Below are 14,545 nucleotides of genomic sequence, written 5' to 3'. Positions count from 1 at the left end.
AGGATCGCGCTCAGACAGCGTTTGGGTGAAAAACAGATCTTTGGACATTCGGGGCTCCTGTCTATCCAGTCCAGCCAAGGCCCGCCGCAACGCAGTTCATCGACTGCATCAGCGGGACCGGCACTGTTGAAGATTTCCGGGCACGCTCTTCGCGCAAGAGGCGCACCTGGGTTTTGTGAATTTCGCGCAGCATGTTTTCCACCCGGCCGAAGCGGGCGCGCAGGCGCGGGAAACGCTGGGACAGGCTGCTGTCACCGGTCAGGAATGCAATTGCTTCGCAGGCAAGCTGGTATTCCTTGCGGATGGAGCCGAAGATTCGGTCGCGGATTTCAGTGTCCTGCACCAGCGTTGCGTAATCGGCAGCGATCTCCATGTCGCTTTGCAGCAGGGTCTTTTCGACCTCATCCACCACCAGGCGGAACAGCGGCGAACCAGTGAACATGTCCTGCAGCACTGCATCGCCGCGGGCACCACGGAACTTGCGGAAGCTGGCAACCGCAGAGCCGAAGCCGTACCAGCCGGTGATCATGTGGCGGTTCTGCGACCAGGCAAAAACCCAGGGGATCGCCCGCAGGTCGTCCAGCGACCCGGCCCCGAAGCGGCGCGCGGGGCGCGAGCCGATCTTGAGCATGGCCAGTTCCTCAACCGGGCTGGCCTGCTGGAAATAGTCCAGGAAACCCGGCACGTTCAGCAGGTTGGAGTAGGCCGCTTGGGACATGCCCGCGAGCGCCTCAAACGCGTCATCGAATTCCGGGTTTACCAGCGGCGTGTCTTCTTGCAGAGAGTGGCGCAGCACGGACGATGCCATCAGCTCCAGCTGGTGCAGGGCGGTGCCGCGGTTGGCGTATTTGGAGCTGACAACCTCTCCCTGTTCTGTGATCCGCATCCGGCCCGCGATGGTGCCCGCAGGCTGGGCCGCAATGGCGCGCTCCGCAGGGGCGCCGCCGCGGGAGACCGATCCGCCGCGGCCATGAAAGAACACCGGCTTCATCCGGTGCGCCGCCAGGGTGCGGGTGATCAGCCGCTGCGCCTTCTCCAGCTCCCAGGTGGAGCAGAGGAAACCGCCGTCCTTGTTGCTGTCGGAATAGCCCAACATCACCTCGATCCGGTTGTCGCCGGACTTCAGCGAGCGGCGGGCAAAGGGGACCTCCAGCAGGCCGTCAAGGATGCCGGGTGCGGCACGCAGGTCGCCTATGGTTTCAAACAGCGGCACCACCTTGAGCGCGGCCTTCTCAGCCCCGAAGCCCGCATAGCGCGCCAGCAGGTAGACCCCCAGCAGATCATCGGTAGAACGGGTCATTGACAGGATGAAAGGCCCCATCGCATGCGGGTCCTCACCCGCCCCTGCATCACGCATCAGCCGCAGCAATTTCAGCAGTTCACCGCTTTGCGGGCTCAGCTCATCCGGGGTCATGTAAGGAAGCGAGGCGCTACCCAGCTCCTTGCGCAGGCGCGCCGACCAATCCGGGCCGCCGAACTCCGGCACGTCGCCGGAACGCGCCCAAATCTCGGTCAGCGTTTCCGTGGTCACGGTGGAGTTCTGGCGGATATCCAGCGTCACCGTGCGGAAGCCAAAGACATCCGCCTGCCAGCGGATCGGCCGCACATAGCGGGCCGCCAGGCGGTGCGCGCCGATTTCCTCAAGCGCCTCTTCCACTTCTGTCAGGTCGGCAACAAAGTCACCCAGATGTTTATAGGCGCCGGTTTCCTCTGCCGCAGTGGCCTTGATCCGCGCCAGGATCGCGGTCAGCGCCTGGCGAAAGACTTCACCGGGATTGCGGGCAGTCAGAGCAGCGGCACCGGGCGCCGCCGCAACGATCTTTGCCAGCCGGGCGGAGGCTTTGTCCGGTAAGGCAAACACGGCGGCCGAAATCGAGATCCGTTCCGCTGCGGTGGTCAACGCCTTCTGGTAGCGTTTCAGGATTGCTGCGCGGTTCGCAGTCAGCGCTGCCGCTGTCGCCTCAACCGTCACATTCGGGTTGCCGTCGCGGTCGCCGCCGATCCAGGAATGGAACTTGAGGCAGGGCGCATCGGCGCTTTCGCCTAACCGCGGTTCAGCGGCGGCAATATAGCGTTCAAACAGCTGCGGCACCGCTTCATACAGGCTGTCGCGGAAGAACTGCAGGCCCCATTGGATTTCGTCCTGCAGGCTGGGCCGGTCGCGGCGCAGCTCGCCCGTCATCCACAACAAGTCGATTTCGGAACGCAGATCCTCCAGCAGATCAGCGCGCTCGCGCGGGGTCCAGCGCTTGGCCTCCAGCGACACCAGCACGCGGTAGATGCGGCGGTGGATTTCCAGGATGGTGACGCGCTTGGCTTCGGTCGGGTGCGCAGTCAGGGTTGGGCCGATGGAAAACTGGCTGGTGACCTCCTGCAGCCGCTCCGGTGTCGCCAACTCCCCGGCCATATCCAGCGCGCGGGCAAAGCTGCCCTCGACCACTTCCGGCCCGTCCTGCGTCTCCGCCATGCGGCGGTCGCGCATGGCGGCGTTTTCCTCGACGATCTTCAGCAGCTGGAACCAGATGTTGAAGGCCTGCATGTAGGCGGTCGCGGGCTGCCCATTGGAAAGATCCCAAGCGGTTTCAGAAGCGATCTTGGCCGCGACTTCCGGCGCCCGCTGGCGCAGCACATCCAGCCACAAGGCGTGCAATTCGGCGCGAAGCCCGGCGGCATAGGAAGTGTCTTCATAGTCTGCGGGGGCAGTTTCGGCAGGATCAGCCATTACATCACCCGGTCGCGCGGCTCGCGTCCTGCAAAGAAGTCGGTCAGATTATCAAGTACGCGGAAGCCCATCGCCTCGCGCGCCTCCCGGGTCGCACTGCCCAGATGCGGCAGCATTACCAGGTTGTCGCAGTCCAGCAGGTCCGGGTTGATGCGCGGCTCGCCATCGAACACGTCCAGCCCGGCACCGCCGATGGTTTCGAACCACAGGGCACGGGATAGGGCCAGCTCGTCAATCACCTCGCCGCGGGCCGTATTAATAAGGAATGCATCCGGTTTCATCAGGTTCAGCATCCGGGTGTTGATCAGATGCCGGTTGGCAGGCCCACCCGGGCAGTGCAGCGAGACGAAATCGCATTTCGGCATTAGATCTTCAAGACCGTCGACTTGAGTGGCGTTAAAACGGGCCAGTACGTCCGGCGACACACGGGAGCGGTTCTGCACCACGATCTTCATGCCAAACCCGTGGTGGGCGCGGCGGGCCATCTCCTGGCCGATGCGGCCAAAGCCGACGATACCCAGCGTCTTGCCGGAGACTTTGGTGCCAACCAGATGGGTCGGGCGCCAGCCGGTCCATTCGCCAGCCCGCAGCTCGCGCTCGCCCTCGCCAGCACGGCGGGCCACCATCAAGAGCAGCGTCATGGCGATGTCGGCGGTGCATTCGCTCAGCACATCCGGCGTGTTGGTCACCGTCATGCCGTGACCGGCTGCGCCATGCATATCAATGTGGGAGTAGCCGACCCCGTAGTTGGCCAGGATCCGGGCCTGCGGCTTGGCGATATCGAACGCCTTGGCCGAAATCTTGTCGGTAACGGTCGGCAACACAGCGTCATAAGACGTCATTGCGGCGCGCAACTCGTCCTCGGTCAGCGGCTTGTCACCGGTGTTCAGCACAGCATCAAACGCCTCAGCCAGCTGCGCCTCAACGGCGGCGGGCCAGCGGCGGGTCACCAGAACCTTGGGCTTTGCCATGATGTCATCTCCCTGACGTGCTTGTGCTTTTATTAATGCGCTCCACCCCCGCCATTGCCCCGGGCCAAGGGTGGAGCGTTGCGCCTGTTCCGTTGCCGGATCAGGCGGCGTTCTTTTTCATCACGCTTGCGATGGTTTCGCCGATCACGGCGGGGTTCTCGGCAACGGTCACGCCCGCGGCCGACAGGATCTCCACCTTCTCGGAAGCGGATTCCCCGAAGGCCGAGATGATTGCGCCCGCGTGGCCCATAGTGCGCCCCTTGGGTGCGGTCAGACCCGCGACATAGGCCACCACCGGTTTGGTCACGTGGTTCTTGATGTAATCCGCCGCTTCCGCTTCCTGCGGGCCACCGATTTCACCGATCATCGCGATGACCTCGGTTTCCGGATCCTTTTCGAACCACTCAAGGATGTCCTTGAAGGAGGAGCCGTTGATCGGGTCGCCGCCGATGCCGACCGAGGTGGAAACCCCTAGGCCCAGCTCTTTCAGCTGTGCAGCGGCCTCGTACCCCAGAGTGCCCGAGCGGCCGATGATGCCCACGGTGCCCGGCAGGTAGATGTGGCCCGGCATGATGCCCAGCAGTGCCTTGCCCGGCGAGATGGTGCCCGCGCAGTTGGGGCCGGTCAGGATCATCCGCTTGTCCTTGGGATAGCGGTACATGTAGCGCTTCACGCGGATCATGTCCTGAGCCGGGATGCCGTCGGTGATGCAGACACAGTAGTTGATGCCCGCATCCGCCGCTTCCATGATGGAGTCGGCTGCAAACGGCGGCGGCACAAACACTAGCGAGGCATTGGCCCCAGTGGCCTCAACCGCTTCTTTCACGGTGTTGAAGACCGGCACACCCTCGACGGTCTCGCCGCCCTTGCCCGGCACCACGCCGCCAACAACATTGGTTCCGTATTCGATCATGTCCTTGGTGTGGAACCGGGCGATCTTGCCGGTGATGCCCTGGACGATGACACGGCTTTCGCGATCAAGAAGGATGCTCATTTCACGGCCCTCACACGAGTGTTTTGATCAAGGTCGTTTTTCCAAGCGCCGACGGCCCGCTCAGCGGCTTCCATCAGCGAGGTTGCGCGGATCAGCGGCAGGCCGGATTGCGCCAGGATCTTCTGGCCTTCCTCCACATTGGTGCCCGCAAGACGGACCACCACCGGCACGTCGACCTGCACTTCCTTCAGCGCCTGCACCACACCTTCGGCAACCCAGTCGCAGCGGTTGATGCCAGCGAAGATATTGACCAGAACCGCCTGCACATTGCTGTCGGACATCACCAGGCGGAACGCCTTGGCGACCCGCTCAGGCGTTGCGCCGCCGCCGATGTCCAGGAAGTTGGCAGGCTCGCCGCCGGCCAGCTTGATTGTGTCCATGGTCGCCATCGCCAAACCTGCACCATTGACGATGCAGCCGATGTTGCCTTCGAGACCGACATAAGACAGGCCGCGGTCTGCAGCGCGGCTTTCGCGCGGGTCTTCCTGGGACTTGTCGCGCAGCTCCGCGATCTGCGGGTGGCGGAACAGGGCGTTGTCGTCAAAGGTCATCTTGGCGTCCAGCGCAATGACCCTGTTGTCCGAAGTGACGACCAGCGGGTTGATCTCAACCATGGTGGCGTCCAATTCGGAAAACGCCTGGTAGCAGCCCTTGAGCGTGCGCACCATTTGCTGCGTCATCGCCGGCTCGATGCCCAGGGCAAATGCGATCTCCCGCGCCTGGAAGTCCTGCAGGCCCACGGCCGGCTCAACGGTCGAGCGCACGATGGACTCGGGCCGCTCGGCAGAGATCTCCTCAATCTCCATGCCACCCTCGGACGAGGCAACGATCATCACCCGCTGGCTGGAGCGGTCCAGCACAAAGCCGAGGTAAATTTCGCGGGCGATCGGAACCGCACCTTCGACATAGACACGGTAGATGCCTTTTCCTTCGGGGCCGGTCTGGTGGGTCACCAGCTTCTTGCCGAACAGGTTCTCGGTTGCCTCATAGATCTCAGCTTCCGAGTTGCACAGTTTGACGCCGCCCGCCTTTCCGCGGCCGCCGGCGTGAACCTGGGCCTTGACGATCCAGCGGTCGCCGCCCAGTTCCCGCGCGCGGTAGGCCGCCTGCTCGGGGCTGTAGGCCAGCGCGCCCGGCGGAACGGTCACGCCGAAGTTGCTCAGAACTTCCTTGGCCTGATACTCGTGGATATCCATGGTCCTCTCCTCCTCATGGATGTCGGAATTCTATTACTCAGCCGGTTCCAGTTCCGGTGCGTAATGCTTGTCGAGCAGGGCGTTGATTGCCTCCATGTCGACTTTGGCGCCCATGTCGTTCATCGCCTTGCCGAAGCGGTTGACGATGTCGGTGATGGCAACCGGGGTGATCTGGTTCAGGATGCCGATGCGGACCTGGACCGGCTCCGACAGGGTCGGCCAGATGCCGAAACCCACGGCGCGGCAGTTGCCCACCAGTTCCTTTTCGCGGCCTGCCAGATCGCCGGGCAGGTTCAGAACCACCAGGCTGGTCATGTTCGAGGTCACGTCGCAGCCCATCGCGGTCACGGCATCGCGCAGCGCTTTCTCGTGGAAGGCATAGTCGCGGGCTTTCTGGGCGCGGCCGTGCTGCAGGGTGATGCGCAGTGCTTCGTGGAAGGCGGCAACCGCATAACCGGAATGAGTGCGGTGGTAGGTGCCGGCAGCAACGTCCTGGCCGTCCACGATGCCCCAGTGGCGGGCTTCCAGGATCGGGTTGTGAACATACGAATGGCAGCCGTTCTCGCGCACGGTCTGAATGTATTGGTCGGTGAAGGAGACTGGCGCATAGGTCAGCGGCAGGCACAGCACGCCTTTCTGCGGGCAGGACGCCCAGCCGGCAACGCCCGGGTAGTCGTCGATCGAGAAATCCTCGATGCCCAGCGAGGACACCGCGTCGATCAGGCCCATCACGCCGTGCTTCACACAGGCATCCGAGAAACCCTTGAGGTCGTTGATGCGGCCCGAGCCGGTTTCCCAATGCGCCATGAAGGCCCACTTGGGCTTCTTCTCAGCCAGCACCTGCTCCACTAGTTTGCCCGACACCGACTCGCCGTGCGGCACATCCACCACGGTGACGGAGGCCGGCTGCGGGTTCATCGCGTCAGCGGCCAGCTCCTCGCGGGTGGCGGCCTTCATGCGGATGGTCATCGCGTCGATGCCGGAGAAGGTGCCGTTCTGGAAGGCAACCACGGTATCGCCCGGCAGGATTGCATTCAGCATGCAATCCAGGCCGGAGAAGCCGGTGCCCCCGACGCCGTAGGTGTAGGTGTTGGCGGTGCCCCACAGGTCGCGCAGCATCTGCTTGCACTCGATCATGCCGCGCAGCACGTCCGCCTGCATGTGATCAGCCAGGCCGGTGTTGGCAAAAGCCTGCAGCACGCGGGGATCGGTATTGCCCGGTCCAGGGCCGGCGGCCAGGGTTTCCGGGATTTCCAGGCTGGGGAAGATCGTGGGTTCAGTCATCGGGGTCAGGCCTCGCTGTTGTCGTTTCGGCAATGTGCCGGAGGTCACGGGCCTTCTTCGTCGCGATCTTCGCTGCGGGAAGGTTTGTTTCCTGTCGGGCAACATCTGTTAACCTAAGGAAAACCTAGGTCGACAAAACCTGCAACATTCCTATATCCTGCTTTTGGGTATCTAAATGGGCGGCTAAAAACCTACCCGAACTGGTAAAAATACCGTTGCATACCGAAATGCACCCTACCCATTTGGGTAGTTTGAAACGAAAAGGCACCAAATGGCTCCTATAAGCGACAAAGTTTCCCCGATATCGGTCATGCTTGCTGACGCAAATCCCCTGGTGCTGTCGGCCATGTCCGAGATCTTCGACAAAGACCCGCGATTCTCGCTGGTCGCCACCTCCGCAACCGCCGAAGGCTTCCTCGGAACGGTGATGCGGGTGCCGGTTCAGGTTGGGATCATCGACTGGAACCTGCCCGCGCTCGGCGGCGCCAAGCTGATCGAAGTGCTGCGCGACCAGGCCAACGCGCCACGGCTGGTGGTCTATGCCGACGACAGCGGCGACGTTCCGCGCAAGGCGATGAGCGCGGGCGCGGCCGGCTTCGCGCCGCGCTCCAGCGCTGTCGACGGACTCTTGGACACCTGCCTGGCCGTGGCCGCGGGCAAGATGGTTTTCCCCTTCCTCGACGTCCGGGGCCTCCAGACCGATCCGATCGAGCAGCTGTCCCGCCGCGAGCGCACGATGCTTGAGGCGCTATCCAAGGGGCTCACCAACAAGGAGCTCAGCAAGGAGCTGGGGATTTCGACCAACACGGTGAAGTTCCATCTGTCGAACCTCTACGAAAAACTCTCGGTCAAGAACCGCGCCCAGGCGATTGCGTTCTACTACGCCAACCGCGCCGCCAAAGGCGATTTCAGCGTGGAAAAATGACACCGGATTGCCGCCACGCGCCTCGCGTGCGTGCTCGCATACGCGGGCGCACGCGAGGGCGCGACGCGCGGGCGCGCTCCCGCGCGAATGTATTTAAATGAAAACTTTTTTCTTGACAGGAAACCTTCTAATGGGGAATGCCTAGGGAGGAGAGGACGAAACCCCATTGCGAATGAGGAGCGCACCCATGTCGTTTCACACTATCGAACAGGCCCCTGGCCGCCTGAACCGCAGCGAGCTGGCAATCCCCGGCTCTCAGCCACAAATGTTTGAAAAAGCAGCGAAATCTGATGTCGACGTGATCTTTCTGGATCTCGAAGACGCGGTTGCGCCGGACGAAAAAGACCAGGCCCGCAAGAACATCATCGAGGCCCTGAACGACATCGACTGGGGCAATAAATCCATGTCGGTGCGAATCAATGGCCTCGACACCCACTACATGTACCGCGACGTGGTCGATGTGGTTGAACAGGCAGGCGAACGTCTTGACCTGATCATGGTCCCCAAGGTCGGCACCGCAGCCGATGTTTATGCCGTCGACATGCTGGTCACCCAGATCGAAGACGCCAAGGGCTACAAGAAGCGGATCGGCTTCGAGCACATCATCGAGACCGCGCTCGGCATGCAGAACGTGAGTGAAATTGCCGCAGCCTCCAAGCGCAATGAATCGCTGCATTTCGGCGTTGCCGACTATGCCGCCTCGACCCGTGCCCGCACCACCATCATCGGCGGCGTGAACCCGGATTACTCGGTGCTGACCGACCCGGCCGCAGATGGCTCACGCGACGTGCATTGGGGCGACATGTGGCACTATGCGCTGGCCCGCATGGTGGTGGCCGCCCGCGCCAACGGCTTGCGTCCGATCGACGGCCCGTTCGGCGATTTCCAGGACAAGGAAGGCTACAAGGCCGCCGCCAAACGCGCCGCGGTTCTGGGCTGCGAGGGCAAATGGGCCATCCACCCCAGCCAGATCGAACTGGCCAACGAGGTGATGTCGCCGTCGGACGCGGAAATCACCAAGGCGCACCGCATTCTGGAAGCGATGGCCGAAGCTGAAGCGGCCGGTAAGGGCGCAGTGTCGCTGGACGGCCGCCTGATTGACTACGCCTCGATCCGTCAGGCAGAAGTGCTGGTGGAAAAAGCCAAGCAGATCGCCGGCACCTAAGCCGCCGTTCTGTTTCAAGACCTTACGCCGCCCCGGCTTTGGCTGGGGCGGCTAAGCGGCGCTATGCCAGGGAGACGCAGATGACCGGATTGCTGACCACCGCCAAGGCCCTGTTTCAGGCCGCCGTCGACCGGGCAGACCCGGCGCAAGCCCTGCGTGCCCAGCTAGCGACCTCGCCGCTCTCCCCCTTGCCCGAAGGCGGCAGGAATGTGCTGCTGGCTGTCGGCAAGGCTGCCATCCCGATGATGCGCGAAGCGCTGGCGCTGATCCCGGATGCAGACCAGGCTTTGGCGATCACAAACCCTGAAAACTACACGGAAATTCCCGGCGCCACGGTGATCTGCGGCGCCCATCCGGTGCCGGATGAAACCAGCGCTGCTGCAGGTCAGGCCGCCATTGAGCTGGCCCGTTCCCTTAGCCCCAATGACCGGCTGATTACGCTGATTTCCGGCGGCGGCTCCGCCTTGATGGTGGCCCCTGCCCCCGGCCTGACACTGGCGGACAAGGCGGCGGTGAACAAGCTGCTGCTCGCCTCCGGCCTTGAAATCAACGAGATGAATCTGATCCGCCAGCAGCTGTCGGACACCAAGGGCGGCGGACTGCTGCGCCATGCAGCACCTGCCCAGGTGCAGGCCTATATCCTCTCAGACGTGATCGGCGACGACCTGCGCGCCATCGCCTCAGGCCCTACCGTTGCACCGATCGGCACCCGCGCTGATGCGCGCGGGATTATGCAGCGCGCGGGCATCTGGGACAGCGCGCCTGAGGCCGTCAAGACCCGCCTCAGCGCCGCCGAGAATGCCCAGGAAACCCCGCCCCAGGCCACCAACACATTGATCGGTTCCAACCGCCACAGCCTCAAGGCAATGATGGCCGTTGCCGCTGAAGACTGGACCCCCAAGCTGGTCTCGCACCGGCTGGTGGGCGATGTGGCAGAGGCCGCTGAAACGGTTGTAAAAGCGGCAGAAACCGCCCCCAAGGACAAACCTGTTGCGCTGATCTTCGGAGGTGAAACCACGGTGCAGCTCCGCGGCAGCGGCCTTGGCGGGCGCAACCAGGAACTGGCCCTCCGCGTCGCCAAACTGGGCGCGGAACGGCTCAGCGGCGACTGGCTGTTCCTCTCCGGCGGCACTGACGGGCGCGATGGCCCCACGGATGCAGCAGGCGGCATCGCCACTCCCGACACCTGGGAGGCCATCAGGGCAGCAGGTCAGGACCCGGACGCACTGCAGGCCAACAACGACAGCTACGCGGCGCTCAAATCCGCGGGCGCGCTGCTGATCACCGGCGGCACCGGCACCAACGTGGCCGATGTGCAGGTTTTCCTGAGGCTGCCCGGCTGATCACCAGGCCACTCCCGCTTTTCATCTTTCCTGAAATACTCCCGCCGGAGGCTCCCGCGGCGGCAACAGGCGGCGCGCTCAAGCCAAAGCGCGCTTCTCGCCCCACTCAGCCAGATCGTTCACCAGCATCAAGGCCACCCGACGGAACACCTGGCGCAACCGCTCCACATGGGGGCCTTCCAGTTTGAGCTCCGCCAGCGCCTGGTCCATACATTTCAGCCAGTTTTCGGCGTCTTCTCCAGTGATTGGCACATGGGCGTGCATCAGTTTCACGTCCATATGCCCGTGTTTTTCCTCGTAATACCGGCGTCCGCCCATAAAACCGGACAGGAAGTTGAACTGCTCGATCCGGGCATGGTCCATGCCATGCCCCCGCTTGTGCAGTTTGACGATCTGCGCACCGGTCTCGGTTTCCTCGACAATGTCGTAGAACCGTTCCACCAGCGTCCGCAGAACCGCCTCGCCGCCGATCTGTTCTATCAGCTTCTGAACCATTTAACCTCCCTGCCCCGCAAACGGCCGGCCTCAGGATTGAGGCCGGGTCTTCTTGGGGTCGTAATGCGCAAAGGGTACAATCTTGGCCGGCAGCCGTTTTTGATGCCCGTCAAGTTTACCGATTTCCACCTCGGTTCCGGCCTCCGAACAGGACACATCCACCCGTGCCAGCGCGATGTTCTTGCCCAGAAGCGGCGAACGCATGGAGGAGGTCACCTCGCCGATCTGCGCCCGGCCGATGTGGACGCAATCGCCATGACCCACGTCGATTGCCGAGTCAATGTCCAGCCCGACCAGCTTGCGGGCAGGCGTGGTCTTGCGCCGGATCAGCGCATCGCGGCCGATGAAATCATCCTCTTTCGATTTCAGCGGCACCGTGAAACCGATGCCCGCCTCAAACGGGTCGGTCTGATCGCTGAAGTCGTAACCGGCAAAGATCAAACCGGCCTCGATCCTCACCATATCCAGCGCCTCCAGCCCCATCGGGCGGATGCCGTGGTCCTGCCCGGCCTCCCAGACCGCGTCAAACACCTCACTGGCGTGTTTCGGGTGGCAGAAGATCTCATATCCCAGCTCGCCGGTGTAGCCGGTCCGCGAGACCACCACCGGCACGCCCTGGTCATCCCCGATGCGTGCGGGCGTGAAGCGGAACCAGCCCAGTTCCTCCAGCGTCGGATTATGGGGCATGGTCCAGATGATCTTCTTCAGCAGGTCGCGGCTTTCCGGGCCTTGCACGGCAATGTTGTGCTGCATGTCGGTTGAGGAGCGGATCAGCACGTTCAGCCCCAGCTTCTCTGCCTGCTCGCGGATCCACTCGCCGCCGTAGTCCGAGCCGCCGATCCAGCGGAAATTGTCCTTGCCCAGGCGGAACACAGTGCCGTCGTCGATCATGCCGCCATGCGGATAGCACATCGCGGTATAGACCACCTGACCCACCGCCAGCTTCTTGATATTTCGGGTAAAGATGTACTGGCACAGCGCCTCGGCATCCGGCCCGGTGATCTCGAACTTGCGCAGGGCCGAGAGGTCCAGCACCACCGATTTCTCGCGGCAGGCCCAGTATTCCTCCAGCGGGCCGGACTCGGCATAGCAATTGGCCAGCCAGAACCCGTTATACTCGATGAAATTGCGGGTCAGCTTGCTGAGGCGGTCGTGGAAACCGGTTTCCTTGGTCATCTTGGGCTCCGATTCAGGGGTCGCGCGGAACGCAATCGCCCGCTTGAAAGTCTCTGTTCCGCTATAGGTGCGGATGTGAATGTCGGTGGGGTTCCAGCCATTGGCGGCGCTGGTGTCATCCGGGCAGGCAGAGCTGACACAGACCAGATCGGTCAGCGCCCGCAGCAGCACGTAGTCACCGGGCCGGGTCCAGGGCTCATCAGCATACATCACGCCGTGATCGTCCAGCCCGGTGTTGAAGAAGAAGTTGATCGCCATCCAGCCAGCCCGCGGCGTTACCCCGTGGCCCGCCAGCACGCCGTTGAAGTTATCCGAGCAGTTCACATGGCCGGGATAGCCGATGTCGTCATAATACTTCGCGGCACAGGCGAGGGCAAAAGCATCGTGGCGCCCCACGGTGTCCTGCACCACCTCGACCAGCGGCAGCATGTCCTGGTCATAGTATTTCGCATGCAGCCCTGGCATCGGATAGGCATGGCCCATCAGCGTGCGGGTGGTGGTCACATCCAGCGCATGCTCAATCCCCTTGTCCAGTTTGCGGGCGGCGAAGCACTGGAAGTCGGTGCACTGGCGGCCATCCACATCAATGATCTGGATATAGTCGCCGGCCTTCACGAAATAGCTTTCGGCAGTGGCACTGTGCACCCGCACCTCGTTGACCGGCTCGGCCAGCGGATCGGGCAATTCAAACCGCGCCACCTGCTTAATCACGGCACGTTTGACCATCACGGTCAGCGGGGTCGCCGTGTCCTGCTTCTCGAAGTCCATGATGCCGCCGGGGGCTGCGATGATCACCACCCCGTCGCGCTGCACGGTAAAGCTTTCTTCGGTCTTGGCCGGGGTCGTGCTGTCAAAGATGCGCACCGCACCGCCCTGCGCCAGATCAATGCCGCGCGCCTCCATCCCCATCCGCAAACCGCGCAGGGACTGATCCGAGGTCGTCAGCAGCGCCTTCAAGCCGCCGGCATCGCAGTTCGCTGCTGCACCGATGATCCTGGCATCGATGCGCCCCTTATCCTCGGCGGCGATGATCTCGCAGGGCTGGCCGCCCTCGTCATTGATCACCGTCACCCGGTCGCCGGTCTCCACTCGGATCAGGATCGCGCCGCAGCCTTCGACCGCATAGCGTTCGGTTCCCTTGGGCAATGAGAACACCGACGGCTGATACAGCCCAGACGGCTTGGGCGGCCCTTTGACAACCTCAGGGAAGCTCATGTCATTCATCGCGCATCTCCTGTTGGACTCCGGCCAAATCTTGCACAACCGGAATATTTATTTATTGAAAAGAATATTCCGATACGGCACTCTAATCAACAAACATGTTGATTTTCTGCGGAAAAATGGCGATTGCCCGGGATGCGGCATTTTCCTGGGGGTGAATGCCGCAAACAAAAGGATAACCGCCATGCACTCGCTGGTACTGGGACTGATTGCAGCGCTTGCCTGGGGCATACATGACCTCTGCGTGCGGGTTGTCTCCAAGAAAACCGGTATTCTGCCCGCCATGCTGACGGTGTTTGCAACGGGTGCGATTCTGATGGCTGCGGCAGGCCTTGCCCTGGCGGATTGGCCCGCGATGACTCTGCCGGCAGCCAAACTCGCCGGGCTCTCCGGCGCCATCTACGCTCTTGCGTCCTACGCGCTGTACCGCGCCTTTGCGCTGGGGCCGGTTCGGCTGGCGGCGCCGCTGATCGGCGCCTATCCGGTGCTGTCGCTTGGCTTGGCAATGCTGCAGGGGCAGCCGGTCGGGCCTGGCCACTGGCTGGCAGTTGCCGCGGTGGTTGGCGGCGTGGGCTGCATCGCGGTGTTTTCAGCCGAGGACGACGGCGGCGCGATAAACCCGCGGACCGCAGGATGGGGACTGATGGCGGCAACCGGCTTTGCGCTGACCTTTGCAACCGGCCAGGCCGCAACCCAGGCCGGGGCTGAGCTGCCGGTGCTGATCCTGACCCGCGCGGCTGCAATCCTGCTGGCGGCGGCCCTCGCAATCCTGTTGCGTGCGCTGCAGCTCCCGCCCCGCCAGGTCCTGCCGCTTCTCTGCGTGATGGGCGCGCTGGATGCAGTTGCGCTGGGTCTGGTGATATATTCAGGCTCCCTTCCCCGGCCCGAGTTCGCCTCCGTCAGCGCCTCGCTTTTCGGGCTTGTCACCGTGGTTCTGGCCTGGCTGGTTCTGCGCGAAAGCATGACCCGCGCGCAATGGATCAGCGTTGCCGTCACCTTCGGCGGCATTGCCTACCTGGGCTTCTGACGCCCTCCTCATTTCATCTTTCCAAA

At 63.0% G+C, this 14,545-nt stretch carries 11 protein-coding genes; 4 read left to right on the top strand and 7 right to left on the bottom strand.

Annotation, left to right across the window (positions count from 1 at the left end):
* Nucleotides 1-61 precede the first annotated feature (61 nt).
* From RA21_RS21115 to RA21_RS21095, 5 genes are all read right to left on the bottom strand, one after another.
* A complete protein-coding gene (locus tag RA21_RS21115; RefSeq protein ID WP_019296921.1) occupies nucleotides 62-2,722 on the bottom strand; it encodes a phosphoenolpyruvate carboxylase in 2,661 nt (886 codons plus the stop codon).
* On the bottom strand, nucleotides 2,722-3,693 hold the full coding sequence (locus RA21_RS21110; RefSeq protein ID WP_019296922.1) for a 2-hydroxyacid dehydrogenase: 972 nt from the start codon (nucleotides 3,691-3,693) through the stop codon (nucleotides 2,722-2,724). The genes RA21_RS21115 and RA21_RS21110 overlap by 1 nt, the downstream gene beginning before the upstream one ends.
* A gap of 100 nt (nucleotides 3,694-3,793) precedes the next feature.
* The gene (gene sucD / locus RA21_RS21105; protein ID WP_019296923.1) at nucleotides 3,794-4,687 is read right to left on the bottom strand and encodes a succinate--CoA ligase subunit alpha; all 894 of its coding nucleotides are present in this window, start codon (nucleotides 4,685-4,687) and stop codon (nucleotides 3,794-3,796) included.
* Entirely contained in the window at nucleotides 4,684-5,883 is a 1,200-nt protein-coding gene (locus tag RA21_RS21100; protein ID WP_019296924.1) for a malate--CoA ligase subunit beta, read from the bottom strand. The genes sucD and RA21_RS21100 overlap by 4 nt, the downstream gene beginning before the upstream one ends.
* A gap of 33 nt (nucleotides 5,884-5,916) precedes the next feature.
* Nucleotides 5,917-7,167, bottom strand: coding sequence for an aminotransferase class V-fold PLP-dependent enzyme (locus tag RA21_RS21095; protein ID WP_039152455.1), 1,251 nt, complete (start codon nucleotides 7,165-7,167; stop codon nucleotides 5,917-5,919).
* A gap of 310 nt (nucleotides 7,168-7,477) precedes the next feature.
* Between RA21_RS21095 and RA21_RS21090 the strand changes: the two genes are divergently transcribed.
* The 3 genes from RA21_RS21090 to RA21_RS21080 all read left to right on the top strand — a co-directional run bounded on the left by RA21_RS21090 (nucleotide 7,478) and on the right by RA21_RS21080 (nucleotide 10,600).
* Nucleotides 7,478-8,092 carry a response regulator transcription factor gene (locus RA21_RS21090; protein ID WP_039152453.1) on the top strand — a complete coding sequence of 205 codons (615 nt, stop codon included), beginning with the start codon at nucleotides 7,478-7,480 and terminating at the stop codon, nucleotides 8,090-8,092.
* 187 nt (nucleotides 8,093-8,279) lie between these two features.
* The gene (locus RA21_RS21085) at nucleotides 8,280-9,257 is read left to right on the top strand and encodes an HpcH/HpaI aldolase/citrate lyase family protein (protein WP_039152451.1); all 978 of its coding nucleotides are present in this window, start codon (nucleotides 8,280-8,282) and stop codon (nucleotides 9,255-9,257) included.
* An 80-nt stretch (nucleotides 9,258-9,337) separates the two neighbouring features.
* On the top strand, nucleotides 9,338-10,600 hold the full coding sequence (locus tag RA21_RS21080; RefSeq protein WP_019296929.1) for a glycerate kinase type-2 family protein: 1,263 nt from the start codon (nucleotides 9,338-9,340) through the stop codon (nucleotides 10,598-10,600).
* Between the two features lie 78 nt (nucleotides 10,601-10,678).
* Here RA21_RS21080 and RA21_RS21075 read toward each other — a convergent pair whose 3' ends face one another.
* The gene (locus tag RA21_RS21075; protein ID WP_019296930.1) at nucleotides 10,679-11,095 is read right to left on the bottom strand and encodes a group II truncated hemoglobin; all 417 of its coding nucleotides are present in this window, start codon (nucleotides 11,093-11,095) and stop codon (nucleotides 10,679-10,681) included.
* Nucleotides 11,096-11,125: 30 nt separating this feature from the next.
* Complete coding sequence (tdm, locus tag RA21_RS21070; RefSeq protein WP_039152449.1) at nucleotides 11,126-13,495, bottom strand: trimethylamine-oxide aldolase Tdm; 2,370 nt, start codon at nucleotides 13,493-13,495, stop codon at nucleotides 11,126-11,128.
* A gap of 181 nt (nucleotides 13,496-13,676) precedes the next feature.
* Between tdm and RA21_RS21065 the strand changes: the two genes are divergently transcribed.
* On the top strand, nucleotides 13,677-14,519 hold the full coding sequence (locus tag RA21_RS21065; protein WP_039152457.1) for a DMT family transporter: 843 nt from the start codon (nucleotides 13,677-13,679) through the stop codon (nucleotides 14,517-14,519).
* The last annotated feature ends 26 nt before the right edge of the window (nucleotides 14,520-14,545 follow it).

The sequence above is a fragment of the Leisingera sp. ANG-DT genome (assembly GCF_000813785.1).
Lineage (GTDB): Bacteria > Pseudomonadota > Alphaproteobacteria > Rhodobacterales > Rhodobacteraceae > Leisingera.
Note: the sequence above shows the minus strand (reverse complement) of the source record. Positions and strands in the feature narration are given on the sequence as shown.